Genomic DNA, 26996 nt, shown 5'->3' on the forward strand with positions numbered 1-26996 from the left:
ATCTATTATTTTTAGGTGTATTGGTCTATATTGATAATTTTCCCATCTTCCATTTCAATCACTCGGTCTGTTCTTTTTGCAAAGCCTTCATCATGGGTAACCATTAATAAAGTTTGATTAAATTCTTTAGTGAGTTCTTCAAAAATATGAAAGACCAACTCCCCATTTTTCTTATCTAAATTACCAGTAGGTTCATCGCCCATAATAATATTTGGATCATTTATTAATGCCCTGGCAATAGCCACTCTTTGCTTTTCTCCACCAGAAATATGGTTAGCACTCTTTAGTGCTAAATGCTCAATCCCTAAAATTTTTAATTTTTCTATTGCCCGATGTTCTACTTCTTCTTTGGTGTATTTATTGAGTTTTAAACCGGGTAACATCACGTTTTTTAAAACGCTAAACTCATTAAGCAGGTAATGAAACTGAAATACAAAGCCAATTTGTTCATTTCTAACTCGAGCCAATTCTGCTTCGCTTTTACCTTTCATGCTCATTTGATCAATAAAAAGTTCGCCTTCAAAATCGGTATCCATGGTAGAAAGAATATATAGCAAGGTAGATTTTCCGCATCCAGATTTCCCTACTATAGAAACAAATTCGCCTTTGTTGATAGAGACATTAATATCTTTTAATACCTGTACGGTTAAAGGTTCATGAAAATATTTTGAGATATTATGGGTCTCTAGTATAATTTGCTTCGTCATTATTTACCTCTTATAATAATTACAGGATCTATTTTACTGGCTTTTCTAGAAGGAAGGTAACCGGCTAAATAAGTAGTAATAATAGAAAACACGATGCCTATGAAATAAAATTTTGGATTATAGTTTATTGGATAGGTTTTTACGGTTGGCAAAGCGGCCGTATTAAACGGAATTTGATCTATAATGGATGATAAACCTAAACCAAAAATCAAACCTAGCAGCCCACCAAAAATGCCAATACTTAAGGCTATGGTTATAAAAATATGATGCACATCGCTACCCGAAAATCCTGTTGCTTTAAGTATGGCAATTGCATCCATTTTTTCATAGATCATCATATTTAAAATATTATAGATTCCAAAACCTGCAACAATTAGCAAAGTAATGCCCACCGTATAAGAAATGAGTGTTCTTATGGAGCTTCCTGTTTCAAACTGAGAATTAGCGGTTTGAATATCTATCGCATCTACCTCAAATAATTGTTGGTACTCTTTTGCTAGTTGTGGGGCTATTTCAATATTTTTTAGTTTTACCTGAATATCAGTAATATAATTATTAGATACGCCAAGCAATTTTTGAGTGGTAGCAATAGACGCATAGCTTTGTACATTATCAACATCTTGTAAACCCAATTCAAAAAAACCAACTACTTTTAACTGAACCCGTTCGCCTTTTGAGGTGGTTACTCTTATTACATCACCCATATTGGCCAACATTTTTTGGGCAACTCCTTTACCTAAGATAATGCTATTGGGTATGTTTTTAAGATCTAAGTAATTACCCTCGGTTACATTTTCATTAAAGAAAAACAACCTGTTTTCTTCTTCAATATCAATTCCATTAATTACACCAGTTAAATCTATGGCGCCAACATTATAAAAAATCTGAGCGGTTAATTTTGGTGCAATGCCTAAAACCCGATCATCATTTTGCAAAGCTTTTAAAATGGCAGCATTATTTTGAATTTCTAAGCGCTCTCTTTTAGGTTTTATAGAGCTTACAAAATTATAATCTTGTTTATATTGTTGAGATTGGTTTATAGGTTGCTTTTGGGCAGGTTTTATTTCTTTATATAACCTTACATGTGCGGTGTGGTTAATAATTAAGCCGTCTAATAAATCATTTAAACCTGCCATAAAACTTAGCAAAGTAATAAACATAGTGATGCTAAAAGTAACACCAATAGCAGCCACTAAAGTTTGTTTCCACCTAGCTAATAATAGCGATTTAGATACGCTTGCTATTAATTTATACATCTTATAATGGCTTTATAAGTTGATCTGCAGCGGTTAAACCTGATAATATCTCCACTTTTTGGTAATCTTTTAATCCGGTTTTTACAGTTACAGTATCACCATTTTCTTTAATTACTTTATTATCTTTCATTAAGTAATTTCTGGGGATAAGTAAAGCTTTCTTTTTAGATTGAACCACAATATTAGCCTCAAAAGAGGTATTGGGATATATAGTTTTAGGCGTAATTATAAATTGGGCTTCCACCAAAAAAGTCTTACTTTTTTCGTTCATTAAAGGATTAATTTTAGTAACCGAAGCTTCAAAAACTTGTCCTTTATAAGTATCCATGGTAACCAAAACCGGCAAACCTTTTTTTACTTTTAAAATATCATATTCATCAACCTGCATTTCCAAAATAAAATTTTTAGCATCGCCAATAACGGCAAGCGGTAATTGCGCATTTACAAATTCCCCTACTTTTAATGGAATTTGATAAACTATCCCATTAATTTCGCTTTTAAGCAGATAATCTTTTTCTAATTTATTTGATATTTGAAGGTTGTTTTTGGATTGTGCCGAGTTAAAGTTTAACTGACGTTTTAAATCATTAAACCTCACCAAAGCGGAATAATAGGCGTTTTTAGAATTTTGATAAGCTAATGCTCTTTGTTCTAATTCTACTTTTGTACCTACATTTTGATTCCATAAAGTGTTTTGTCTGGATAGTAATAAAGAATCGTTTTTCATTTTATCTCTGGCTAAGCCAATAGCTAATTTGGCTTCTTCGAGTTTACCTTTATTAGCCTCAATAGCTGAAAAAGCGGCAGTAAGAGCTGCATTATCTTTATTTAGCTGTTGTGTTTCATTAGAGATGGTTAAAATAATTGCACCTTTTTTAACAGTATCGCCTTCGGCCACAAATATTTTATTGATGATGCCGTTTACAGTTGCAAATGCTTGATATTGGTTTTCACTTTTAACCATTCCAGATGCATAAATAGATTCTGAAATGTTTTCAATACTGGGCTTAATTTTTTCTTGTTTCCAAGTACAAGAGCCTATAAAAAGTAGTAAAATAAATAGAATTGGTTTGACCATTAATTTGAAGAATTAAGCATCTCTTTATCATCAAATTTACCTTAAAAATGCCTCAATAATTCTTTTAAATCAAAATAATCAATTGCTTTTAGTTAAATTATTATGCTTATTTTCTACCACAAGCTCATCAACTATAGCATATAATTCTCTCTTAATTTTTTTGTCATCCGCAAATAATTTCTCTATATGATTTAATTGCTCTTGAGTGCTTTGCTGAGATTTTTTTTGAGCATAATCTTGAGTATGAGCTATTATTTTTTTTAACTCGTTGATAATTTCATCAAGTTTAGAAATTCTGGAATTAATGTCTTTAATTTTTTTTGAGGCATCATCTAAAGGAGAAATAAGCATTACTTTTTGTAATAATCTGTTTATAAAACGAGTTTCGTTTTCAACAAATATTAAATCGTAATTCCATTTCTGATTTTGCTCACCAAAATCAGGTAATATTTGGGTAAATGGTTTAATTAAGGTAGTATTCATCAGCTGTTATCTTTAAAATCTAAAGATCAGCAGCTAAAAACAAGAATCAGCTGATGATTATCAAATGGATTTATGATAATCATCAACAGAGGCTTTATTCTTTACTCATTTTGTCTAAATAAGTTGCAAATTCTGTGTTGGTATAATCGGCACCGCCTTCATGTTTAAAAACTATTTCTCCTTTTTTATTGATAAGTAAAGTTGTTGGAATAGAGCCACCCAAATAATTTGGCGGAATTTGACTAGCGGGTGTAAAAACCTTTAAATCAAACTTTTTACTCTTCATAAATTTCATCGATTTCTCTAGATTATTATCTACATCAACCATTAAAAACACAACATTTTTATTGTCTTTAAATTGTTGCTGAAGCTTATTAATAGAAGGCATTTCGGCAATACAAGGAGGGCACCAAGTAGCCCAAAAATTAATAAAAACTACTTTACCTTTTAAATCTGCAAGATTCACCATTTCGCCAGCTTCATTTTTAAAAAGGATAACTTCACTATTTTCTTCAACCAAAGCCTCTGAAGTTGAAGCTGTTTCTTCAGATTGTTTAGGTACATCTGGCTGAAATAATCCAATTTTCATTAAACCCTGTATAAAAAAACCTTTTACTTGAGGGCTTACCAGTAAGGTGATTAAAAATATCAGCATAATTGCTGTGGTAATGTTTGAACTTGTCAACCATTTCTTTTTCATGATCATAAATTTAATTGAAAACTAGTTTGTACGATTTTTTAAGAACGGATAACTCAATTGCGTACCTAAATCTTTAGGAAATTGTTCATCGTTTTTAAAGCCTAGCTCTAGGTCTCGGCCTTCTGCTGGGATATAATTGGTCTTAAATATATAATCCCAAATACTTAATGTTAACCCATAATTTACTCCGTAAGAGCCATCAGGTAATGTTTTAGCATGATGCCAGATATGCATTTTTGGGTTGTTAAAAATGTATTTTAAAGGTCCGTAAGAAATATTAAGGTTGGAGTGGTTAAAATGGCCAATTGCAGTGGTAAAAATATGCACAATAAAAAAATCTTGTAGTCCAAAACCAATCATAGCTAATGGAATATATTGAGCCGTTTTATAAAAAACAGATTCCATCCAATGAAAACGTAAATGTGCAGCAAAACCCATTTCCTTTATAGAATGATGGACTTTATGAAATTCCCACATCCATGGAATGCGGTGCAAAGTGCGGTGAACGTTCCATTGAATAAAATCTGCAAAGACAAATAAAAGCAACAGTTGCGCCCAATTTGGCCATAATTGTATTTGAAAAGCGATTAAGTTTTTTACGCCAAATAATCCTATAAAATCATTAAAAGCAGTAACAGCTACATTTGAAATGGCATTGTAAGCAATTAATGAAAATAAAAAGTAGTTAAAAAACATATAGAAACCATCCATCCAAAAATCCTGACGAAAAACAGCTTGCTTTTTTCGCCAGGGGATGATGATTTCAAGCATCCAAACCAATAATGAAAGACCAATTAGCCAATAAAAATAGTTACTCCATGATGGATACAATATTTCATTAACCAAGTAATTCCAATAACCGGTATAAGATTCCTGAATGATTTTTAGATATTTATCCATTTAATAAACTCTTTTTTGAGGCTACAGTATCTACTTTTTTAGTGCTTATAAAATTCGTTAATCGCTTCACCTAAATCATAAACTTTAGTTTTATCTCCTATAGCTTCATTTACAATACTGCTTCCGGCTGCACTTCTATAACCTCCGGCACAATGAATAATTACTGGTTTATCAGTTGCTATCTCTCCCGCCCTTTCTCTTAACTCGCCTAAAGGAATGTTTTTGGCGTTCTCAAATATGGGTTGAGTTTTAAACTCGGTAGTATTTCTGATATCAATAATGCTGTAATCATCTTGATGGTTTTTAAAATGATTAACATCAACTAAATCAATTTGTTCATTTCCGGCTACGGCAATAAAAGCGGCCTCAATAAAAGATTCATAGCCAATACTTGCAGATCTTTCTATCAATTCCTCTAATTGCTCTTGATTTGAAGCCGATAAATAAAACTTTTCTCCCGGAGAAATGATACTGCCTAACCAAGTTTCAAATTTGTTTCCGGCTTGTATATTATAAGAATTTGGTAAATGCCCCTGCTTATATATTTCTTGAGACCGGGCATCAATAATCACATATTCTGGATTTAAATCTGCTACTGCTGGTTGATTTAAGATTTTTACTTTTTCTATAGCCGATTTAAATTCTGGAGCTCCTTTTCTATTCAAATCAACATCATAACCAAAATATTTAGGAATAAATGGTTGATCTGTAGTTAATTCGGTTACAAAATTATCAATACTCATATCTTGTAAAGACCAATTGGTGATTTTTTCGGCACCAATAGTACTGCTGTTTGCACTACTTAAAGCTTTACCACAAAGTGTACCCGCACCATGAGCCGGATAAACCAAAACTTCATGATCTAAAGTCATTAATTTATCTCTTAAAGAGTGATACATTTGCTGCGCCAACTCTTCTCTTTTTGCCTGTAAATTACCAGCTCCTTCACGTAAATCTGGACGGCCACAATCACCAATAAATAAAGTATCTCCTGTAAAAACAGCATGATCTTTACCTTCAAAATTTAATACAATTGAAATGCTATCTGGCGAATGCCCGGGGGTGTGCAAACTTTTAAATTTAATATCGCCAATATTTAACTCTGCGCCTTCATCAAAAGCTTCAAAAGGATAACTTACTCCTGTTAAGCTATGCGCATAAATTTTAGCACCTGTTTTTTGATGTACCTCTAAATGGCTACTTACAAAATCTGCATGAGGATGCGTTTCTATTACGGCTACAATTTGTGCATTGTTTTCTTTTGCAAAATCAAAATATTGCTGTGGATTTCTTGATGGATCTACCAAAACAATTTCCTTTTTTGATTCATTTAAAACGGCATAACTGTAATGTGCCAAATATTTATCTTCAAACTGTTGAATCTTCATAATCACTTTTAATTTATTTGATATGCAAATTTCATTATAAAACGAAGCCAACTGTGTGATGTTTATCACTTAGTTGACTTCTAAATGTCAATAATTTGTAATAACCTTTTTAAGCACCAAAAATTAGCTTAAATAAATTTATAATCATACCCTTCTAGTTGCGATAATACATTTTGAGGCTGATCTGTTGCGGTTACCCTTCCTTCTATTTTAGGAGAAACAGGCGAATGTACAGCTAAATATTCTATCATAATTTGATGCAAGGTATAGCCTAACTTTTGCGGGAAATTTACATGATCTATTCTACATAAAGTATCATCAGGATCGCCTTCTCTTTCGCAAGCAACTACACTATAAACTTTATCTTCTTTTACTTTTTTACTTTTTACTTTTACCCAATTTAATCGGCTTCCTTTTGGCTTACCCGCTGTAAAGTTAATTTCCATCCCACAAAAACGAATCACCCAACCACCAAAGCGTTCGGCCGGATTATCAGCAAAAACATTATGCAATTCTTTCTCTAACCAATCCCAAAGTTGCTTACCGGTAATTTCACCAGTTTTTGCTACACTTTCTACCGGCAACATACTCCATAAAAATTCATAAGTAATATCGGCCATCCCGGTTTTTGAATCTGGCACTAAAGGCGGGCAAAATCTAAAACCATTACTTAAAGCAATATCTGGCTTAAATTTCCACATAATGGCATCGGTAATCATGTTATCCATTGGGTTTTCTAATACATAATACCTCACCAACGGAACTTTACTTTTACCAATTACCACATCTAATCTGTTTTGATAAGGGGCTCTGGCTTTTTGTACCAAGTCTAACATTTCTGGATCAGGCTGATACTTTTCTGGGTCAACATCTAATAACTGATAGCTATGCTCCTTTATTTTTCCGTTTTCAATCACAATATCCAGCTTAGATATAAAAGAACCAAAAGCTCCTGGCTCGGTAACCTTAGTATATTTTGTTTCTATTGGCTTTCTTACTCTTTCATGCGTATCGGCACCTAAAATATAATCTACGCCATCAACAGCTATATGATTTCCTAAATCTACTTGTTGGGCAAGCCCCATGTGGGTGACTAAAAAAACCATTTCGCATTTTTCATAATCTCTTAAAATACGTACATACTTTGCAACATTAAGCTCGGGTTTGGTAAAGTTGATGCCTTCGCTATAAGCTGGAGATTGCCTTTTTGGGGTTAATGGATCATTATAACCTATAAAACCAACTTTAATGCCAGCCATGTAATTTGTCCAGTAAGGTGGAAACATCAAATCCCCATTTTCTATGTCTTTGGTTTGATGAAACATGTTGGCACAAATTTTTTGAGCATGGTAACCGCCCATATCTTTGCGCATCATTTCTTTACCATAAACTACTTCCCAATTTCCTGGCAATACCAAATCGTATCCAATGTTATTGATTAATGGAACTATTGCCTTTCCTTCACTTAAAGCAGCTACCGCTCCACCTTGAAAACAATCGCCACCATCAATAACTAAAGTATGTTCTGGATTTTGAGCTTTAAGAGTGTTAAGCATCGTCTTTAAGACTGCAAAACCACCTCTTTGTTTATAAATGGCTTTTTCATTTTCCCAAAAGAATTCATCATGAGTGTACAATTGAGCATGTATATCTGCGGTATGCAGTAAAGTAATATGTTTTGCTTTTCCATCTTGGACGGCTTTACTTTTCAGAATTTCTTTTTCCTGATTAGGGTCTAAAGAAATAGCTGATGCTACCTGTGGCAAACCAGAAAGTGCTAAACCGGCTAAACCAGCTGTCTTTAAAAAGCCTCTTCTATTGCTGCTACAATTACATGATTCTAATTTATTTTCAGACATATTAAATTTTAAATATTATTAATAAATACTTTAGGTGGTTTATTTAGATTTTAACTTTTGAGCTGTCACAATTTCTTCAAAAGGGCCATATTTATGCTGCTTTTCGGTAAACTGATCTGCATAAGGGCCAAAAGGAAAATCAACAGGTTTTTGGGCAAAATCTTTCCAATCTTTAGATTGATTTTTATGCGGACGAGGTTGAGAATTAACAAAAGCAGCTACATCCCATGATTCTTCATCTGTTAATATTGGGTTTTGATAGGTAACTCCAAATGGCATATTGGTTTTTACAAAACCAGCAAAATTGCTGATGCGATAAAGTCCAGCACCGTCATTATAGCTATTTTTACCCCACATAGGTGGATAAGTATATCCGGTTTTATCAACGTTTAACAAACCTTCGCCATTTTTGCCATGGCATGATGCACATTTAGTATCATATATAGCGGCTCCTTTTTGCGCATCAGCAGCTCTATCTAAAAAAGCAAGTTTTTGTATGCCCACTCCTTCTGGCTTTTCTCCTTTTTTTACATTGGTGCCCAACCATTTTATATAAGCAATCATGGCGGTCATTTCTTTAGAAGTGCTGTCTAAGGCTTTTCCATTTAAGCTGCGTTCAAAGCAATCATTAATTCTTTTTACAATAGTTTCTTTAGTGCCAGAACGAGCTCTAAATTTTGGATAAGTAGAATAAACTGCCGAATAGTTGTTGCCCCAAGGTTTTTTACCTGCATCATTATGGCAGTTTTGGCAATTCATTCCGTTAGAAATTGCAGCAACTTTGCCATTAGGACCTAAATAAGTGGAAGTATTGGCAATTAAATCTTTCCCATATAAAATTGCTTCACCTTCTTTACCAGCAGGAATGGTGCTTTCTAAGGGTGCTTTCCAGGTATTATCTACTTGCGCTACGGTTTCTACATTGGTAATTGCAGTTTCGGAAGTGACTTGTTTAGCTAAGAATTCTTTTTTGCCAAACCCCGTATCTATAATTACGCTAATGAAAATTCCTATAATAACCATAAAAAATAAAGCAATCAGCGCTGTTGTTCTAGACAAAACCACTATCGCTTTTTCAGTTTCATTAAGGTGTTGCTGACTTTTCATTTTCCTTGAAATTTTATTTAATTAGTCGTAGTTATTTTAACAACATTTTAATAGCAATCTTAAAATTGAATTTCATAAAATGAATTTCAGTTTAAGTCTGTATGCTTTTAAATATCTTAAGCTGTAATATAATTGATTTGAATGTGAAAATAGAGATAATAAATTGTCTTTATAGTGACAAAAGTCACATAGAAGGCTAACCAAGGTTTTTGAGATTGTCGATAAATTTTAGTCAAAAAAATAACTACTTATTTGATTAATAAGTAGTTAAAATATATTCAATAATAAAATTGAAAAAGAGAAGAAAAATTAAGGATGAATATAAGCCCAGCCTTGCTGTTGTCTGATAATTAATTCGGCGTTGCCACTTTCTACATAAAATATAAAAGGAAACATTTGTTCTTTAGTAAGTTTCCTTTTTTTCATAGAGTTTAAGCACTGCACCATAATTACTCCTTTTTCTTTAAGGGCAAGTAATTGTTTTTCATAAGGATGATCTTTCATAAACAAAACAGAACCACCGCCATGTACTACCAATTCTACTTTTAGCTTATCTTTTAAGGTAACATCAGCTAAGGAATTGCCAATATTATTTAAAGTGCTTTCAATCACCTGAGCGTTATCTGTATTTAACTGATAAACTACTTTATATTTTGACTTTTTTGAAACCGCATCATTAAACTGTTTAAGCTCTTCATTTGATTGAGCGTAGGTAGGTTTTACCATTACAATAGCTACCAGCAAAAAAAACAACACTTTAATATTCATCATCATCTATATTTTAAAAATTGTTAAATTAAATCATCACTCAAAGCAAGATACAGTTTTCCATAAAACTTTTTTGGTGCAACACATTCTAAACTCCGAATATATGCCTGCCAAAAGTGTAATTCCTGCTACTGTTATTAAGGTATAATTTAAACCTAAATAAGTATAAGTTAATCCGGCTAAAACGGCACCTGCAACATAACCCATATCTCTCCAAAATCTAAATATACTTAATATTTGGGGTCTTTGTTTAGGATTTGAGTTTTCGGCAATTACGGTGATAAAGTTAGGGTAAACCAAAGCTGTCCCTAAGCCTAAAACTACCAATATTACAGCGTGATAAATAAAACTTTGATTAAAAATAAGTAGAAAAATAGCTAAGGCCTGCAACATCATCCCTAAACTAATCAATTGCTTTTTACAAAAAACATCGCCCATTTTGCCTGTAAAAAGTTGCCCAATTCCCCAAGCTGTTGGGTAAATACCTGCCAAAATACTGATTTCTGTGATAGAGAAATTTTTAGTGAGTAATAAAATGGGCAAAATGCTCCATAAAACGCCATCATTTAAATTATTTGTAAAGCCACTTAAGGTAACAGCGCCTAAATTACGATGCTTAAAAGTGGTTTCTTTCCAAATATTTTTTAGCGGATTAACATTATTGGTTACGTTTTCTAAATCAACTAATTTCTCGGTGTTTTTTACAAAAAATAGGGTAACCAATAAACCCATTACGGCAAATAAAATCCCCGGAAAAAAAACATAAGTCCAATTAGAAAAAGTACTTAAGGTGTAGCCCGTTAAAGCACCTGCTAAACCAACTGCTAAATAGCCCGAAAACTCATTTAATCCCATGGCTAAACCCCTATTTTTTTCGCCAACCAAATCAATTTTCATCACCACTGTAGATGACCAGGCCAAACCCTGGTTAAGCCCCAATAAAACATTAGCAAAAATAATCCAATTCCAACTGGGGGCGTAAATAAGGATAATGGGTACGGGTAAGGCAAAAAGCCATCCTAACATTAAAATACTTTTTCTACTTAATTTTAGAGTTAAATAACCCATAACCAAATTGGCTATAGATTTACTTAATCCAAAAGCGATGATAAATGAAAATACAGCAAAGCCAGCATTGATATTGAATACTTGGGAAGCAAATTGAGGAATAACAGATCTTTCTAAACCTACCATTGCACCCACAAATGCATTCACCAATATTAATAACCAAAACTGACTTAAATTTTCTTTTAATCCTTGCTGTATCATAGAAGATAAATGATTTTAATGAGGTAATTTATCTTTTATTAAACCGTAAAGGTAAGTACCAGATAAAGCCCCAAATATGACAACCAACATAGCAATGTAGCCATAACCTAAGTTTACAAACATTGGACCCGGACAAGCACCTGTTAAAGCCCAACCTAAACCAAAAATAGTTCCGCCTATGATGTAACGAGCATAAGATTGTTCTTTATCTTGAAATACGATAGGATTTCCTGCTGTGTCTCTAATCTTTAATTTTTTGATAATAAAAACAGATATAGCCCCTAATATTACCGCTGTGCCAATAATGCCAAACATGTGAAATGATTGAAAACGAAACATTTCTTGAATTCTAAACCACGAGATAGCCTCTGATTTACTCATAATGATGCCGAAAAGTATCCCAGCTAAAATATATTTAATAGATTTCATTTCTTTAGAAATTAAGTTGTGTGATAAAATTTATATTGTGATAATTGATATTGTAATATTGATTAGCTAAAGGAATATTCTCTTTGCTCCCTTGTTTGCTAACATATAGCAACTTAAAGTTGAAACCATCTAGCAATTTAGTTTTTGGAGTATAAACTAAGTTTAACACTGCATTATGATAGCTAGATGCACTATATTTATTCTGCTCAAAATTATTGTAGGAAGGAAGCCATCCCTCTCCTAAATCTAAATCCAACTCCCATTGCTTATTAAAATGAAATTTTGATTTAAACATTAAAACTGAGGTATTTGATAAACCCTCTATCCTACCCCTTGGTACGGTTACAAAAAATTGTTCTCTACCAAATTCTCTTGGGAATAAAAATCTCCCTTCATCTGTTATTTTCAAATAATTTAAAGACAATTCTAAATTATCCTTATGAAAACCTATTTTGGAACCGTAAAGAAAACTGTGGTTTTGTGCAAAATAAGTTTTAGATAATTCGTCATTACCCCCATTGTTCATCTGGTTTTGCTTTTGTACTTCTAAACCTAAATCAAACGAATTGGAAATCATCAGCTCGCTTTTTAAGTAAATAGTATTCACCACATGATCTAACAAATAATCCCAAACCTCAATTTTTAAATGATTAGCTATGTTTTTTTCTATACCGGCTATAAATAAAGCTTTAGAATGTACCTCTTCTTTATAACCTGAAACAGTTCCATCAGGATTATTGCCAGTTGAATAAATCCCTAAAACTTCGTTTATATTATACCATTTTACAGTACCTCTAGGAGAAAAATTATTAAATACGCCCAATTTTAATTTGCTTGAATTGGATAAATTAAAATTAGCATTTAAACCTTGCAAACTATAAGGTTTCATTCGCCCATCCTGAGAATTAACTAAAGGAGAATCAAACGTAAACCTGCCTATAAGTAAATCAAATTTTTCATGCTCATATTTTAAGAACAGTTCATCTAAGCGGTCTAAATCAGATTTATTTGCTGGATCTTCTATATCAAATAATTCTGTTTCTAATCTTGCAGTCTTATTTGTTACTGTATCTAATTTATCTAATGCTGAAGAAAAAGTATTAAATGTAAAAAGCCCTGCAATTCCTAAACTGAATCCTTTCACTTTAGCTGTTTCATAAGCCAATTCAAAACCAATTGCATTTGCATAATGATCTGTAAGTTCTTTATGGTTAATGGTACTCATAAAATAATTTCTTAAATGCCCATTAACCTTTCCTTCCGCAAAAAACGATTTAGCGTTTTTAACGGTATCTATTTCGGACGGATCATTTACAGAAAATCCATTTGCATTCACCAGTAAACTGAATCCTAAAAAAAGAAATGTTGCAAATAAAAATTTCATTTTTAAAAAACTAGAGGCATAATTAAAAATGTCATTACTAATCCACCAATAAAAAAGCCAACAACCGCTATTAATGAGGGAACTTGTAAATTTGATAAGCCAGATATAGCATGCCCAGAAGTACATCCACCTGCATATCGGGCTCCAAAGCCTACTAATACCCCTCCTATAAGCAAGAGAGCAAGCATTTTTGGACTACTTAAAGATTCTAAAGAGAATAGTTCTGATGGGTTTAAACCTCCATTAAATGAAATTCCAAGTTTTTGTAAATCTTGGATGGTATTAGCCGACAATTCCATATCTGCTGGATTAGTCAAAAAATTTGAGGCTATAAAACCTCCAATTACAGATCCTACTAAAAAGAATAAATTCCATTTTTGTGTTTTCCAATCAAAGTCAAAAAATTTAACTTTTTTACCGGCTCCGGCAATGGTACACATGGTTCTTAAATTGGCTGAAAAGCCAAATGATTTTCCCCAGAATAAAAGAATGAGCATTACAACTACAATCATAATTCCCGAAAAATACCACGACCAAGGTTGTTTAATTAGTTCAAGTATCATATTTATTTTAAATGAAAGGTTAATAAAGGTTTAAGGCAATGATTCACTAATCTTTCGGCAATGCTGCCAAAAAGTAAATGACTAATGCCTTTTCTGCCGTGTGTTCTAATACAAACTAAATCCATTTCTGCTTCTTTATTGAAGTTTCTTACGCCTTCTGCTATTTTTTTATCTCTGTAAAAATGGGTTTCAAATTTCACCAATTGATGCTCTTTAGCAAAAAACTTCATTTGTTCTAAAATCTCATCAGCATAAGGCTCATCTCCTTCTTTTAAAATTTGAAGTAAATGAATAGTGCTATCAAAGGCATCAGCTATTTGCTTAATCATATTGATTTGCTCACCTTTACCAAAATGCTCATAATCAGCAACTAAAAGAATATTTTTTAATTCGTTTAAAGATGTTCCTGGTCTTAAAGTAAGTACCGGAACTTCCAATTGTCTTACCACATGTTGTGCTTCTGATCCAGATATTTTCTCCATAAAACCTGATGATCCTTTGGTTCCCATAATCACCAAATTAGCGTTAAGCTCCCTTGAGGTTTTATTGATTTCTTTGGTTAATAATCCAATTTTAACGTGAGGTTCAAAATCTAAACCGGCTTCTTTTAAAGCATTAAATTTTTGGATTGCATTTGCTTCTTTTTTATGAAAAGCTACTAAATCAACAGCTTCAGACAAATCTGGATTTTCGGCTATAATGGCATCATTTGCTTGAATTACATGCAGTAAATGAATGTTTGCATCTAAATTTTTAGCCAGCACAATTGCAGATTGAAACGCTTGTTCACTTTCGGCAGAAAAATCAGTTGGAATTAAAATATTAAAGGTTTTCATCAATTTTTTTTATTTAATAATGATAAAATTTAGAGAACGCTGCTGTTATATAATGGGTACAACAGCTTCTCTAAATCTCATTGAGCTTAGTTTTTTGGAAATGCGCCAATACCGCCTACTAAATTAAAAGCATTAAAGCCTTCTTTTTTCATCATGTTTACAGCATTGCCAGAACGATTTCCGCTTCTGCAGAAAACAAAATAGGTTTTAGATTTATCTAGCTTTGATAGCTTAGTATTAAAATCTGAAGCCATTACATCAATGTTTTTTGCTGATAAAATTGTTCCTGATTGAAACTCACCTGCCGTACGCACATCTAAAAGAACAGCATTTTCATCTGCTAAAAGTTGATTTTTGAATTCCTGACCATCCAGATCAGTTAGATTCTTTTTGAAAAACATTTCAAACATATTCTTGATTTTTAAATTCGTTAACCTTACAATTATTTTAAAGTAGTTGGACAAACAAAATCAGTTACCTTAATTTTTTCGCTGTCTTTTATGGCTTTAAAGCCACCTTTTACATCTATTAAATTATCAAAACCTCGGGCTCTTAAAATGGAGTTAAAAATCATAGATCTGTAACCACCTGCACAGTGCACATAATAAGTTTTGTTTTTATCTATAGCAGCTAAATGATCGTTAATATAATCTAAAGGAAGATTTGTAGCATTTTCTACATGTTCGCTTAAATATTCGCTGTTTTTACGTACATCTAAAATATTAATTTCTTCTTTAGCTAAGATATTGGCAAGTTCATCAGCATCAATAGATTTAATAGCATCCACTTCCATACCTGCGGCTTTCCAACTATCAAAGCCACCTTTTAAGAAACCTAAAGTACGGTCGAAACCTACTCTGGCTAATCTGGTTACCACTTCTTCTTCTCTGTCTTTATCGGTTACCAATAAAATATTCTGATTCACATCTGGAATCATAGCGCCTACCCAAGGAGCAAAATTTCCGTCAATCCCTATATTTATTGAATTAGGAATAAATCCTTTGGCAAAAGTTTGAGGATCACGAGTATCTAAAATTAGCGCATCAGTTTCATTAGCAACTAACTCAAAAGCTTCTGGCGTTAAGGCTTGCTGTCCGCGGTCTAAAACTTGATCTATGCTTTCGTAACCATGTATGTTCATCATTACATTTTGAGGAAAATATGATGGTGGAGGCAAAAGACCAGCTGTAACTTCTTTTATAAACTCTTCACGAGTCATATCAGCTCTTAAAGCGTAATTTGTTTTCTTTTGGTTGCCTAAGCTATCGGTGGTTTCTTTACTCATGTTTTTACCACAAGCACTACCTGCACCATGAGCCGGATAAACTGTAATATCATCAGCTAATGGCATAATTTTGTTTCTTAAGGAATCAAATAAATAGCTTGCTAATTTATCTTGAGTTAAATCGGCCACAATTTTTTGAGCTAAATCTGGGCGACCAACATCACCAATAAATAAGGTATCGCCAGAGAATAAGGCTACATCTTTACCAGTTTCATCTTTTAACAAAAAGCAAGTACTTTCCATGGTATGCCCAGGAGTATGCAATACTTTAATGCTGATGTTTCCTAGCTTAAATTCTTCGCCATCTTTTGCTCCGTAAAAATCAAAATCTGGACTTGCATTGGGGCCGTAAACAATAGTTGCTCCGGTTTTTTGAGCTAAATCTATATGCCCAGAAACAAAGTCGGCATGAAAATGCGTTTCAAAAACATATTTGATTTTAGCGTTATTCTTTTCTGCTTTTTCCAAATAAGGTTGAACTTCTCTTAATGGGTCAATAATTGCAGCTTCGCCATTGCTTTGGATGTAATATGCACCTTGTGCTAAACATCCAGTATAAATTTGTTCAATTATCATCTGTTTTTAAATTTGTTAATCAAATATCTTGAATATAGTGAGTGTAAAAGGTGACTTTGGTCACTGAGTTCATTATTTCGAATAAAATATTTTGTGCTGATCTTTTATTTACATTATGGTGATAAAGCTTTTAAACGAGGAAAAAATCTCCCAGTATGCTTTTGATAATTTTTATACTCAGCAAACTTATTAATGAGCATGGCTTCTTCATAGATACTTTTAAAAGAAAACAAGCCATACAAAAGGAGGGCTAAAAATAATCTTGGTAAATGATGTGTATGTAGTGCGTAAAAGAAAACGAAAAAAATAATACCAGTATAAATGGGATGCCTTACGTAGCGGTACAAGCCTTCCTTAATTAAAACAGCATTAGCTTTTGGACTAGGAAAAGGTGTAAGGTTTTTGTTGAGTTGGATGAGTGCTAAAACAATAATAAACAAACCAAATATGGATAGAATTAGCGCAAAGATTTGAATATAATTGGGCAGTTCAAAAGCAAGAAAACGAGGGATAAAAAAATAGCCTAAAATTAAAGAGAATTGTAAGGTTACGTAAACCAAGTCTTTAATTTTAGGCATATCAATTTGTTTATTGTTTTTCTTTAATTGGGTTTGGATTTACTGAACAGCCATTTATCCCGCATGTAGAAACATTAAATATAGCTTGATATAAGAATAAGACCGCCAATATGAGCAAGAAGTATTGTTTTGATACTATGGCATCATAAGCTACGTAAATTCCTAAAAGTAATTTCACAACTCTCATGAAATTCCAATCGTTTAATAATTTATCTTTCATGTTCTATTTACTTAAAAAATAATTCTTTAACAATAATGTAAACACCCATTACTAATACAAACCAACCAAATGCTGGTTTAAGTTTTTCTCCGTTAATTTTTTTAGATAGTGCAGTTCCTACAAATATCCCGACTATGGCAAATGCCGAAACGATGGATAGAAATTGCCAGTCGATGATACTTTCTCCTCCTTCACCAAAAAAGCCAATTAAAGATTTTGCTGCAATAATAACCAGTGATGTGCCTACTGCCTCTTTCATGGGTAGTTTACTTAATATCACCAAGGCTGGGATAATTAAAAAACCTCCACCAGCACCCACTAAACCTGTAATTATACCCACAACCGCCCCTTCTATCAATATTAATGGGTAATTAAATTTTTGCTCACCCGGCTTTTCATTTGCATTTTTCTTGTCTTTTTTAATCATACTGTAAGAAGCTAAAATCATAATTACAGCAAAAAACAACATGAGTAACAGGTTTTTAGAAACCATAAAATCGCCTATAGAAAACACTTCTTTTGGGATAGCCGGTACAATAAAAGCCCTGGTAGAAAAAACGGCAATAATAGAAGGAATACCAAAAACAATGGCTGTTTTAATGTTAACTAAACCTTTTCTAAAATAACCAACTGAACCTACTGCACTAGTAAGCCCTACTATAAAAAGCGAATAAGCAGTTGCCAAAACGGGTTCTACTGCAAATAAATAAACTAAAACAGGGACTGTTAAAATTGAACCGCCACCACCAATTAAACCTAATGCTATACCAATGAGAATTGATGCTAAATAACCTATGTATTCCATATTTTTAAAATCTTATTCTACAAAGATTCTGAGTTTAATTTCTTTTAATGGTGACTTAGGTCACATCAACACTTATTTTAACCATTCAATATAATTTCTTTGTAAAGAAAGTTCTCCTCTTTGCTCCATTTTTTTTAATAATCTTGATATCACCTCTCTTGAAGAGTTAAGATCTGTAGCAATTTCTTGGTGTGTGATACTTAATTGACGTGTTTTTAACTTTTTGTATTGATTGGTTAAATAAAACATTAGCCTTTCATCTAAACCTTTAAAAGTAACGCCATCTATTACTTCTAACAATTCCTGAAACCTTGTTCTATAGGTTTCTAAAACAAAATAATACCAAGTTTTATAATTCTTCATTAAATCATCCATCATCCCTATAGGAATCATTAAAACGGTAGTATCTTCTAATGCTTTAGCCATTACTTCGCTAGTTTCTTGCTTGGTAGCACAAATTAATGACAAAGCACAAGCGTTACCCGGCTCTAGGTAATACATAAAAAATTCCCCTCCTTCTTCTCCTTGTCGGTATAATTTGGCTCTACCTTCTACAATAAGTACGGTAGATTTAAAATACTGACCAGTTTCCATCATCATTTCTCCGGCAGCAAATGTTTTTAAAGTGGCTACTTCGGCTAAAAGCTGTTTTAAAGCGGGCTCAAATTGAGGGAAAAGGTTATTGATATATTGGCTTATAGTGGTTTGCATAAAGATTTAATTGATGACTCAAATTTAGTATTTATAAATAACTTATGGTTTTATAAGCTTCTACTTTTATTAAGTCTTGTGGCTTGTAGCTTAGAGATTGCCCTCGTTGTTCTTCGCAATAACAATCTTTATATAAAAATAATCACAATTGTTGGTTTGGTAACATTACAACTTTAAAGGCAAACTTGAAAACCTTTAGTTGAAGATTACACTCTTAAACCTTTGAGTTTTCAAAACTGACAGCTAACAATTATTTAATAAAAAGTTAATTTTTGAGCGAGTAGTTTTGATTTTTATTTATATAATTAAATTAAGATGAAAATTTTAGCTGTTAGTTTTACCATTATCTTATTCAATGGTTTCTCTTTAAGCCTTTTTGGGAAGACTCCACAAAATTTAAATTTTAATCAAACAGAAAAACTTTTACAATATGAGCCCTATTTAGCTTTTAATGTTCTAAACAAGTTGCTTCATCAATCCTTACAAAATAAGGATGAAAAAACAACGGCTCAATGCTATAGCCAGATTGGTTTAATATTCTATAATCAAGGTGCGTTTACACAAGCATTAGATTGCTACAATAAAGCTGGAAAGATTTTTAAAAATTTTAACGAATTATTTTACGCAGAAAACTTGAATAAGATTGGTCAAACCTATTATTACAATAGCAAAAGAGCTACAGCTTTATCTAATTATAACAAAGCACTTCAAATTTTTAAGAAATTAAACTATAAAAAAGGTTTAGCTGAAACTTATGGACTTATAGGGCAGATTTATGAAAAGGAAAAGAAATTAGACTCGGCCTTATATTTTCAAAATATTGCTTTTAATGGTTATCTCAAATTAAATGACTTAAAAGGTTTAGCAAAAATAAACGAAAATTTAGGAAGCATTTACGAGGATAAAAGTGAGTTTAAAATTGCCTTAAACTATTATCAAAAAGCTTTAGCGATCAATCAAAAAGAAAAGAATAAAATAGCTCAAATTGAAATTCTTAACAATTTGGGTGATATGTACCGAAAAACCAATCAGCTTGATACGGCTCTTAAATATAGTTTTAAAGCTAAAAATTGGGCATTAAATTACAAAGACTTTTACGAGCTGAGCAGTGCCTACAGAGATATTGCCAAAACCTACAATTTAATGGGAAGAGCTGACAGTGCCTATTTCTACAGCCTTGAGGAGAAAAAAATATATGCTCAAATTTTTACTGAAAGCTCTAACAGACAAATGGCATTATTGGAAACCATTTTTTCTTTTCAGGAAAAAAATCAAGAAATACTGAAGCTTGAAAATGAGAAAAAAATCAACAAGATTGTTATTTATGGTACGCTAGTAGTAATTATGCTTATTGTTTTTATTGGGTTTAACACCATCAATAAACAAAAAATAAGTATTGCTAATAAATCAAAATTAGTGGAGAGCAAACGTGTTTTACATGAAACTAAAAAACGAGCTTTAGAGGTTGAACTTAGTAATAAATTGATAAAAGAAGATAGCCTTAAACTTGAATTAGAACTTAAAAGTAAAGAGCTCACTACCCACACTCTTCACATTATCCAAAAAAATCAGTTGTTAGAGGATTTGAAATCTAAACTCAACCTAATTTTAAAAGATGATAAAAGAGACCAGAAAAAAGAAATAAAGATGGTTTTAGGCTTAATCAACCAAAACAATAATCAAGATAATAATTGGGAAGATTTCAGAATTATTTTTGAACAAGTACATGAGAAATTCTTTACTGAGCTTAAAAAGAGAGCTAACAATTTAACCCCATCAGATTTCAGATTATTAGCACTTTTAAAAATGAATTTAAACTCGGCTGATATTGCTACCATGTTAGGCATTTCGCAAGACAGTTTGAGAACATCAAGATATCGTCTCCGTCAAAAACTTCAATTGGCAGAAGGCGAAAATTTATTACAATTTATACAGCAGCTTTAATTAAAATTAAACACACACAATTACCTAACATAACGGTAACAGAATGGTAATGGAGTATTATATATTCATAAAGTACTGTTTTTCAATAATTTATATATCCTAATTTTTCATTGTTTACGGTCTGTTAACGCTTTAAAATTACTTGTAGCTTTTTTGTAACGGTGTAAAATTGCCTCACAAATTTTACTGATTAATCTTTGCTCAACAAACAAAAACTCTCAAAAATCAAAACAAAAATTAATTAGAATTATGAAGAAGAATTACTTAAAATCTTATCGTTTAAAAGAAAAGCTTTCTAGCCTCATCACCATGGTTATTATGCTTTTTTGTTTTCAAGCTGTTGCTTTTCCGTTAGCTGAAGATGCAGTAGTTTCTGGTAGAATTAAAGACAAACAAACAGGCGAATATTTAATAGGTGTAAATGTTCAGTTAAAAGGTACTACACTAAGATCTACTACAAATTCTGAAGGATTTTTTAGGTTTTCTAACTTACCTGAAGGTCGTCAAATGTTGGTAGTTACCTATTTAGGTTTTTCCAACAAAGAAGTTTCGGTTAATGCATCTCAAACTCCTCAAGAATTATTTGTAGAACTAGAAGCTTCAACCACAACCTTAGGTGAAGTTGTGGTTACTGGCTTGAGAAGAAGTCAGATTCAAAGTATCAACCAAAAAAAAGAAGCTCTAAATATTAGGGAAGTAATTACTGCCAACGAGGCTGGTAGGTTGCCAGATATAAACGTTGCAGAGGCTACTCAAAGAGTTTCGGGTGTTTCTATTGAAACTGATAGAGGTGAAGGTCAATTTGTATCTATCAGAGGTATTCAACCATCATTAAATAATGTTACTTTAAACAACAGTACGTTAGCATCAACTAGAGATAGCAGAGCTACTGGGTTAGATTTATTACCAACCGAAATTATCTCTAGTATTGAAGTGATTAAAACCAATACGCCAGATATGGAAGGTAATGCCATTGGTGGAACAATTAATGTAAACACCTTATCGGCATTTGATAAGGCAAAGCCTTTTGTGAATTTTGCTGTTGATGGCTTAGTACAAACACAACAAGTAGATTTAAGTGGTTTTGATAATACTAGAGCTCCTTTTAGAGGTGCCGTAACTGCTGGAAAAAGATTTGGTAAAAATGAAAAATTTGGAGTTGTAGGTTCTGCAAATTTCTTTAGAAGAGATTTTAGTGCTTCTATACTAGACCCTGATGGATGGGAGTTTTTTAATTATTTTTACCCTAATGAAATTGAGTTACAAATAGAAGATATTGAAAGAGACCGTTTAGGTTTATCAGCTGATTTTGAATATAGACCATCAAAAAACAGTTCTATTTATTTAAAATCATTGTACACTCAAACAAAAGAAACACAGTTAAATTCTGAATTTGAATTAACCTTACAAATTGGTAGTGCTAGACCAACTAACCAAACCCCAACAACAGGCAGATTTGTGAGAGGTTCTGGAGAATTAGACCAAGCTTTTACAAATGAAATAGAAAATTTATACAGTTATACGTTAGGTACCAAAAATCGTTTTGGTAAACTTTCAACAGATGTATATGGAACTTTCTCAAGAGCTAAAACCAACCTTAATAACTTTGACGCAACTTTTGAAAATCCAACTGCAACAGAACCTAGTTTATCTTCCACTTATGATACAGCTCCTTTCTTTTTCACAATAACGCCTGATAATATTGCAACGGCTAGTGATCCTGAAATTTACAAACTAAGGAATTTAAACTTTACAACTGGCTTATTAACAGAGAATATTTATGAAATAAGTACTGATTTAAAATACGATTTAAATGTTGGTAAAACTAATGCGTTTATCAAATTTGGTGGTAGATACAGAGACAGATCAAAAGAATCAGACAGATCAAGAGATTCTTATGATTTGAGCTATGGCGGAGTAACCATACCAAATGCTAATGCCTATTCATTAACTCCATTCTATTTTCCTGTTTCTGTTCCTTCGCAAGGTGGAGCCACTCCTTTTGTTCACGGAAATGTAAATAAATTTAAAGAATTTGTTGATAACCCAGCGAACGTAAATAACACTTCAAAACTTGTTTTTGATAAGTTAGTAACTGATCAACAATTATATTTGAATGATTTTAAAAACAGTGAAACAGTAACTGCTGGTTATGCAATGGGTGTTATAGATTTTAAAAAATTAACCATTATTACTGGTTTAAGAGTCGAACACACACAAACTACATCAGAAAACGCTGTAATAGCAACTAATAGAGGTGTTGCAACTCCTAGTACTACAATAGCATCAAACAACTACACAAACTTTTTACCATCGTTACAATTAAAGTTTACACCTATTAAGAATTTTATCACCAGAGCTTCTTATACAAATACTTTGGGTCGTCCTAACTATTCTGATTTATCAGGTGCAACAAATTTAAACTATACAGAATTAGCAACACCTGGGTTATTTACTGGTTCAGTAACTTTAGCAAATCCAGGATTGAAGCCATATTTATCTAGCAACTTAGATTTAGCTTTTGAATATTATATTCCAAACGGTGGTATAGTGTCAGTTGGTGGTTTCTACAAAAAGATTCAAAACCAAATTTATAGAATAAGTCAGGTTCAAAGAGATATTTTTTATGATGGTAGACAATACCAACAATTAACTTTCTCACAAACCACAAACGCTGATGATGCTAATTTATATGGAATGGAATTTTCTTATGAGCAAACATTAATTTTCTTACCAGGATTATTAAATGGTTTAGGTTTTTCAACAAACTTTGCCTTAATAGACTCTAAAGTAACATTGCCAAATAGACCAAACGAAACTCTACCATTATTTAGACAAGCAAACAATGTTTATAATGGTGCTTTATATTATCAGAAAAAAGGTTTCGAATTTAGATTTGCTACCAGTCATAGAAGTGATTTCTTAACTCAAGCTGCAAGTCCAGAATCTGCTAACGTTTTATTAGCAGTAGCAAGTGGTTATTCTGTGGCCGATTTTGATAGATATGATGCAGCCCGTACCACCTATGATATATCTGGTAAATATCAATTCCCAAAGAAAAAATTAAGTATTTCTGCACAAGTAAGGAATTTAACAAATGCTCCAGAACAAGGTTATCAAGGGGTAACGACTAGATATGATCGTCATGATTTAACTGGTAGAAGTTTCTTCTTAGGTTTAGCATTAAACTTATAATTCTATTTCTCTAGGAGGAAGCATTTTTAACAATGCTTCCTCTTATTTATTTTACCCGATTTTAAATATCAAATTATGAAAAGATTACTTTTCACTCTTGTAGCACTAGCATGTCTTCATTATTCATCACTAGTATTTGCACAAAATTCTATTTATGATGACTTACCACAATTTGCGAAAAATTGGAGTAAACCAACAGAACAGCCAGACCATATCATTTTAACATTTTCAGGCGATCCATCAACACAGCAAAGTGTAACTTGGCGAACTGATGCAACAATAAAAAATGCTGTAGCCCAAATTACCATTGCTTACGCCGCCCCAAGACTAAGAAAAACTGCTGTTAATGTTATGGCAAAAACAGAAACAATGGATGCAACTGCTATAAAAACTGCTGAAGTTGTTTCAAACTACCACTCGGTTACTTTTGAAAACCTTTTACCTGATACACTTTATGCTTATAGAGTTGGAGATGGCAAAATTTGGAGCGAATGGTTCCATTTCAGAACTGCCAGTAAAACCGCAAAGCCATTTTCTTTTTTATATGTTGGAGATGCTCAAAATTTCATTTTAGAACTATGGTCAAGGTTGATAAGAACTGGTTTTAGCAAAGCACCCGAAGCAAGTTTTATCATTCATGCTGGTGATTTAGTTTCTGAAGCACACAGTGAACGCCAGTGGCATGAGTGGTTTACAGCCGGAGGATGGATTCATGGAATGTTACCAAGTGTACCAGTTCCGGGAAATCATGAATACCGCCCATTAAGTGATGCTCCACAACCTGATAAAACTAAAAACCTATCCGTTCAATGGAAACCTCAATTTACTTTACCAGAAAACGGACCTAAAAGCCTATCAGAAACTACTTATTTTTTCGATTATCAGGACACAAGATTTATTCTTTTAAACTCAAACACCAATCAGCAAGAGCAAGTGCCTTGGTTAGAATCTGTTTTAAAAGATAACCCCAATAAATGGACAATAGTAAGTTTCCACCACCCTATTTTTTCTACTGCTAATGAGCGAGACAACCAAGAACTGAGAGAAATGTGGAAGCCTCTTTTAGACAAATATAAGGTGGATTTAGTGCTACAAGGGCATGACCATACTTATGCCAGAGGACAAGCAGGTTCGGTTGCTAAAAATGAATTAGCTGGAATTAACAAACTCGACCCAAATGCTGGAACTGTTTACGTAGTAAGTGTAAGTGGTGGTAAAATGTATAATTTTAGAAAAGACCTTTGGAATAATTATGATGCTAATTTAGAACGTAAAGCAGAAAATACGCAGCTTTTTCAAGTGATTAAAATTGATGGTGACCAATTGCTTTTCGAGGCTTATACAGCAACTGGAGAGCTTTATGATTCATTCTCTTTGCAAAAAAAGCAAAACGCACCTAATAAATTTAAGGAGCAAGTGCCAAGCACCAGCGAAAGGTTACACAACAACACTATTCCCAAATATTAAAATCAAACGAGATGAAACATATCAAATCAATCATAGTAATTCTTTTCTTTCCTTTGCTTTGTTTAGCTCAAGAAAATGCTACTGCTCCAAAACCTAAAAGAAAGCAATTAATGGGTGTTCAACCCGAATTATTGCGAGCACCTTATTTACAAATGGGTGGTCCAACAACTATGTCTATTCGTTGGAGAACCAATGTTTATGACAGAAGTAGAGTTAAATATGGATTGAACCCTAATCAGTTAAATTTTATAAAAGACGACTCTACATTAGTAAGTGAACATGAGATAAAATTATCAGGCCTAAAGCCGATGACTAAATATTATTATAGCATTGGCGGTATTGCCGATACTATTTTACAAGGTAATGCTGATAACTATTTTTATACCTTACCAGAAAATGATAGTGAAGAACTGATAAGAGTTGCTGGGTTTGGAGATTGTGGTAATAATTCACCAAATCAAATTTTAGTGAGAGACCAAGTTGAAAAATATATTAAATCTAATCCGTTAAACGCTTGGATATTAATGGGTGATAATGCCTATTCAGATGGAACGGATGCCGAGTTTCAAGCTAAGTTTTTTAACATTTACAAAAACGATCTCTTAAAGCATTATCCGCTTTATCCAGTACCTGGTAATCATGATTACCATGATTTTGCATCAGCGTCAGCTAAAGATCAAAATAAAATGGCTTATTATCAAAATTTCACAGTTCCAATAAATGGTGAATTAGGCGGTGTACCATCAGGAACTGAATCTTATTTCTCTTATGATATTGGAAACGTTCATTTTTTAGCATTGGATTCATACGGACCAGATAACAAAGGGATGTATATGTATGACCAAATGGGAGAACAAACTGCTTGGGTGATTAAAGATTTAAAAGTAAACAAAAAGAAATGGGTTGTGGCTTATTGGCATCACCCACCTTACACTAAAGGTTCTCATGATTCGGATACTGAAACGCTATTGGTTAAAATCAGAGAAAATTTTCTCAAAAACATTGAAGAATACGGAGTTGATTTAGTTTTGAATGGGCATAGCCATGTTTATGAGCGCACTAAATTAATTAGCGGCTATTTTGGTAAAGAAGCTGATTTTGACGCTAAAAAACATGAAATAAGTTCGTCAACTGCTAAATATGACGGTTCAAAAAATTCTTCTCCTTACCTAAAAACTGCTACTAACAACAAAGGAACTGTTTATGTAGTAAGTGGTTCGGCAGGTGCTTTTGGTGGTCAAAAAGAAACCTACCCTCATGATGCCATGGTTTACTCAAATAACTCAATTGGCGGAGCAGTAATTTTAGAAGTAAAAGGCAATCGTTTAGACTTAAAATGGTTGAGTAGTGATGGCAAAATTAGCGACCAGTTTACCATGATGAAAGATGTAAGTAAAGCCGATGAAAAACTACTTAAACAAGATAAAAGCTTAAAATAAATATTAAAAACCTTTTCTTTTCTAGTGTAACATGCAGTGTGAAAGCACT

At 32.6% G+C, this 26996-nt stretch carries 25 protein-coding genes; 4 read left to right on the plus strand and 21 right to left on the minus strand.

What is annotated here, in order from left to right:
- Positions 1 to 11: 11 nt before the first annotated feature.
- The 21 genes from FA046_RS09815 to FA046_RS09915 all read right to left on the minus strand — a co-directional run bounded on the left by FA046_RS09815 (position 12) and on the right by FA046_RS09915 (position 18902).
- The gene (locus FA046_RS09815) at positions 12 to 707 is read right to left on the minus strand and encodes an ABC transporter ATP-binding protein (RefSeq protein WP_136826232.1); all 696 of its coding nucleotides are present in this window, start codon (positions 705 to 707) and stop codon (positions 12 to 14) included.
- Complete coding sequence (locus FA046_RS09820) at positions 707 to 1963, minus strand: ABC transporter permease (RefSeq protein WP_136826233.1); 1257 nt, start codon at positions 1961 to 1963, stop codon at positions 707 to 709. Before FA046_RS09820 ends, FA046_RS09815 begins: the two co-directional genes overlap by 1 nt.
- 1 nt (position 1964) lies before the next feature.
- Complete coding sequence (locus FA046_RS09825; RefSeq protein ID WP_136826234.1) at positions 1965 to 3041, minus strand: efflux RND transporter periplasmic adaptor subunit; 1077 nt, start codon at positions 3039 to 3041, stop codon at positions 1965 to 1967.
- 78 nt (positions 3042 to 3119) lie between these two features.
- The gene (locus FA046_RS09830) at positions 3120 to 3524 is read right to left on the minus strand and encodes a hypothetical protein (protein ID WP_136826235.1); all 405 of its coding nucleotides are present in this window, start codon (positions 3522 to 3524) and stop codon (positions 3120 to 3122) included.
- Between the two features lie 94 nt (positions 3525 to 3618).
- Positions 3619 to 4224: a TlpA family protein disulfide reductase gene (locus tag FA046_RS09835; protein ID WP_225870912.1), complete on the minus strand. Its 606-nt coding sequence runs from the start codon at positions 4222 to 4224 to the stop codon at positions 3619 to 3621.
- Positions 4225 to 4245: 21 nt separating this feature from the next.
- Positions 4246 to 5124, minus strand: coding sequence for a sterol desaturase family protein (locus tag FA046_RS09840; protein WP_136826236.1), 879 nt, complete (start codon positions 5122 to 5124; stop codon positions 4246 to 4248).
- Positions 5125 to 5162: 38 nt separating this feature from the next.
- Entirely contained in the window at positions 5163 to 6512 is a 1350-nt protein-coding gene (locus tag FA046_RS09845; protein WP_136826237.1) for an MBL fold metallo-hydrolase, read from the minus strand.
- 128 nt (positions 6513 to 6640) lie between these two features.
- Positions 6641 to 8371, minus strand: a complete 1731-nt coding sequence (locus FA046_RS09850) for a bifunctional metallophosphatase/5'-nucleotidase (protein ID WP_136826238.1) — start codon at positions 8369 to 8371, stop codon at positions 6641 to 6643.
- A 39-nt stretch (positions 8372 to 8410) separates the two neighbouring features.
- On the minus strand, positions 8411 to 9478 hold the full coding sequence (locus FA046_RS09855) for a c-type cytochrome (protein WP_136826239.1): 1068 nt from the start codon (positions 9476 to 9478) through the stop codon (positions 8411 to 8413).
- Between the two features lie 309 nt (positions 9479 to 9787).
- A complete protein-coding gene (locus FA046_RS09860) occupies positions 9788 to 10249 on the minus strand; it encodes a DsrE family protein (RefSeq protein WP_205943632.1) in 462 nt (153 codons plus the stop codon).
- A gap of 33 nt (positions 10250 to 10282) precedes the next feature.
- Positions 10283 to 11515, minus strand: a complete 1233-nt coding sequence (locus FA046_RS09865) for an MFS transporter (RefSeq protein ID WP_136826240.1) — start codon at positions 11513 to 11515, stop codon at positions 10283 to 10285.
- Positions 11516 to 11530: 15 nt separating this feature from the next.
- Complete coding sequence (locus FA046_RS09870; protein WP_136826241.1) at positions 11531 to 11944, minus strand: DUF6691 family protein; 414 nt, start codon at positions 11942 to 11944, stop codon at positions 11531 to 11533.
- Positions 11945 to 11948: 4 nt separating this feature from the next.
- Positions 11949 to 13328 carry an OprD family outer membrane porin gene (locus FA046_RS09875; RefSeq protein WP_169303347.1) on the minus strand — a complete coding sequence of 460 codons (1380 nt, stop codon included), beginning with the start codon at positions 13326 to 13328 and terminating at the stop codon, positions 11949 to 11951.
- 2 nt (positions 13329 to 13330) lie between these two features.
- Positions 13331 to 13891, minus strand: a complete 561-nt coding sequence (locus FA046_RS09880; protein ID WP_136826243.1) for a YeeE/YedE family protein — start codon at positions 13889 to 13891, stop codon at positions 13331 to 13333.
- Between the two features lie 2 nt (positions 13892 to 13893).
- Positions 13894 to 14727, minus strand: a complete 834-nt coding sequence (locus FA046_RS09885) for a universal stress protein (protein ID WP_136826244.1) — start codon at positions 14725 to 14727, stop codon at positions 13894 to 13896.
- An 86-nt stretch (positions 14728 to 14813) separates the two neighbouring features.
- The gene (locus FA046_RS09890) at positions 14814 to 15137 is read right to left on the minus strand and encodes a rhodanese-like domain-containing protein (RefSeq protein WP_136826245.1); all 324 of its coding nucleotides are present in this window, start codon (positions 15135 to 15137) and stop codon (positions 14814 to 14816) included.
- 32 nt (positions 15138 to 15169) lie between these two features.
- The gene (locus tag FA046_RS09895) at positions 15170 to 16588 is read right to left on the minus strand and encodes an MBL fold metallo-hydrolase (RefSeq protein WP_136826246.1); all 1419 of its coding nucleotides are present in this window, start codon (positions 16586 to 16588) and stop codon (positions 15170 to 15172) included.
- A 113-nt stretch (positions 16589 to 16701) separates the two neighbouring features.
- On the minus strand, positions 16702 to 17166 hold the full coding sequence (locus FA046_RS09900) for a methyltransferase family protein (RefSeq protein WP_136826247.1): 465 nt from the start codon (positions 17164 to 17166) through the stop codon (positions 16702 to 16704).
- Positions 17167 to 17176: 10 nt separating this feature from the next.
- Entirely contained in the window at positions 17177 to 17386 is a 210-nt protein-coding gene (locus tag FA046_RS09905; protein ID WP_136826248.1) for a hypothetical protein, read from the minus strand.
- A gap of 7 nt (positions 17387 to 17393) precedes the next feature.
- A complete protein-coding gene (locus FA046_RS09910) occupies positions 17394 to 18191 on the minus strand; it encodes a sulfite exporter TauE/SafE family protein (protein WP_136826249.1) in 798 nt (265 codons plus the stop codon).
- 72 nt (positions 18192 to 18263) lie between these two features.
- Positions 18264 to 18902 (minus strand): Crp/Fnr family transcriptional regulator, encoded by a 639-nt coding sequence (locus FA046_RS09915; RefSeq protein ID WP_136826250.1) that lies wholly within the window; start codon positions 18900 to 18902, stop codon positions 18264 to 18266.
- A gap of 315 nt (positions 18903 to 19217) precedes the next feature.
- On the opposite strand from FA046_RS09915, the gene FA046_RS09920 reads away from it, so the two are divergent.
- From FA046_RS09920 to FA046_RS09935, 4 genes are all read left to right on the plus strand, one after another.
- Positions 19218 to 20846: a tetratricopeptide repeat protein gene (locus tag FA046_RS09920; protein ID WP_136826251.1), complete on the plus strand. Its 1629-nt coding sequence runs from the start codon at positions 19218 to 19220 to the stop codon at positions 20844 to 20846.
- 249 nt (positions 20847 to 21095) lie between these two features.
- Positions 21096 to 24041, plus strand: a complete 2946-nt coding sequence (locus tag FA046_RS09925; RefSeq protein WP_136826252.1) for a TonB-dependent receptor — start codon at positions 21096 to 21098, stop codon at positions 24039 to 24041.
- A 75-nt stretch (positions 24042 to 24116) separates the two neighbouring features.
- Complete coding sequence (locus FA046_RS09930; RefSeq protein ID WP_136826253.1) at positions 24117 to 25508, plus strand: purple acid phosphatase family protein; 1392 nt, start codon at positions 24117 to 24119, stop codon at positions 25506 to 25508.
- Positions 25509 to 25519: 11 nt separating this feature from the next.
- Positions 25520 to 26947 carry a purple acid phosphatase family protein gene (locus FA046_RS09935; RefSeq protein WP_136826254.1) on the plus strand — a complete coding sequence of 476 codons (1428 nt, stop codon included), beginning with the start codon at positions 25520 to 25522 and terminating at the stop codon, positions 26945 to 26947.
- The last annotated feature ends 49 nt before the right edge of the window (positions 26948 to 26996 follow it).

The organism is Pedobacter cryophilus (assembly GCF_005116455.1).
Lineage (GTDB): Bacteria > Bacteroidota > Bacteroidia > Sphingobacteriales > Sphingobacteriaceae > Pseudopedobacter > Pseudopedobacter cryophilum.

Bases quoted from the DNA above. Each gene is read 5' to 3' on its own strand.
- FA046_RS09815 (WP_136826232.1), bottom strand. From the start codon at position 707: ATGACGAAGCAAATTATACTAGAGACCCATAATATCTCAAAATATTTT.
- FA046_RS09820 (WP_136826233.1), bottom strand. From the start codon at position 1,963: ATGTATAAATTAATAGCAAGCGTATCTAAATCGCTATTATTAGCTAGG.
- FA046_RS09825 (WP_136826234.1), bottom strand. From the start codon at position 3,041: ATGGTCAAACCAATTCTATTTATTTTACTACTTTTTATAGGCTCTTGT.
- FA046_RS09830 (WP_136826235.1), bottom strand. From the start codon at position 3,524: ATGAATACTACCTTAATTAAACCATTTACCCAAATATTACCTGATTTT.
- FA046_RS09835 (WP_225870912.1), bottom strand. From the start codon at position 4,224: ATGAAAAAGAAATGGTTGACAAGTTCAAACATTACCACAGCAATTATG.
- FA046_RS09840 (WP_136826236.1), bottom strand. From the start codon at position 5,124: ATGGATAAATATCTAAAAATCATTCAGGAATCTTATACCGGTTATTGG.
- FA046_RS09845 (WP_136826237.1), bottom strand. From the start codon at position 6,512: ATGAAGATTCAACAGTTTGAAGATAAATATTTGGCACATTACAGTTAT.
- FA046_RS09850 (WP_136826238.1), bottom strand. From the start codon at position 8,371: ATGTCTGAAAATAAATTAGAATCATGTAATTGTAGCAGCAATAGAAGA.
- FA046_RS09855 (WP_136826239.1), bottom strand. From the start codon at position 9,478: ATGAAAAGTCAGCAACACCTTAATGAAACTGAAAAAGCGATAGTGGTT.
- FA046_RS09860 (WP_205943632.1), bottom strand. From the start codon at position 10,249: ATGATGAATATTAAAGTGTTGTTTTTTTTGCTGGTAGCTATTGTAATG.
- FA046_RS09865 (WP_136826240.1), bottom strand. From the start codon at position 11,515: ATGATACAGCAAGGATTAAAAGAAAATTTAAGTCAGTTTTGGTTATTA.
- FA046_RS09870 (WP_136826241.1), bottom strand. From the start codon at position 11,944: ATGAAATCTATTAAATATATTTTAGCTGGGATACTTTTCGGCATCATT.
- FA046_RS09875 (WP_169303347.1), bottom strand. From the start codon at position 13,328: ATGAAATTTTTATTTGCAACATTTCTTTTTTTAGGATTCAGTTTACTG.
- FA046_RS09880 (WP_136826243.1), bottom strand. From the start codon at position 13,891: ATGATACTTGAACTAATTAAACAACCTTGGTCGTGGTATTTTTCGGGA.
- FA046_RS09885 (WP_136826244.1), bottom strand. From the start codon at position 14,727: ATGAAAACCTTTAATATTTTAATTCCAACTGATTTTTCTGCCGAAAGT.
- FA046_RS09890 (WP_136826245.1), bottom strand. From the start codon at position 15,137: ATGTTTGAAATGTTTTTCAAAAAGAATCTAACTGATCTGGATGGTCAG.
- FA046_RS09895 (WP_136826246.1), bottom strand. From the start codon at position 16,588: ATGATAATTGAACAAATTTATACTGGATGTTTAGCACAAGGTGCATAT.
- FA046_RS09900 (WP_136826247.1), bottom strand. From the start codon at position 17,166: ATGCCTAAAATTAAAGACTTGGTTTACGTAACCTTACAATTCTCTTTA.
- FA046_RS09905 (WP_136826248.1), bottom strand. From the start codon at position 17,386: ATGAAAGATAAATTATTAAACGATTGGAATTTCATGAGAGTTGTGAAA.
- FA046_RS09910 (WP_136826249.1), bottom strand. From the start codon at position 18,191: ATGGAATACATAGGTTATTTAGCATCAATTCTCATTGGTATAGCATTA.
- FA046_RS09915 (WP_136826250.1), bottom strand. From the start codon at position 18,902: ATGCAAACCACTATAAGCCAATATATCAATAACCTTTTCCCTCAATTT.
- FA046_RS09920 (WP_136826251.1), top strand. From the start codon at position 19,218: ATGAAAATTTTAGCTGTTAGTTTTACCATTATCTTATTCAATGGTTTC.
- FA046_RS09925 (WP_136826252.1), top strand. From the start codon at position 21,096: ATGAAGAAGAATTACTTAAAATCTTATCGTTTAAAAGAAAAGCTTTCT.
- FA046_RS09930 (WP_136826253.1), top strand. From the start codon at position 24,117: ATGAAAAGATTACTTTTCACTCTTGTAGCACTAGCATGTCTTCATTAT.
- FA046_RS09935 (WP_136826254.1), top strand. From the start codon at position 25,520: ATGAAACATATCAAATCAATCATAGTAATTCTTTTCTTTCCTTTGCTT.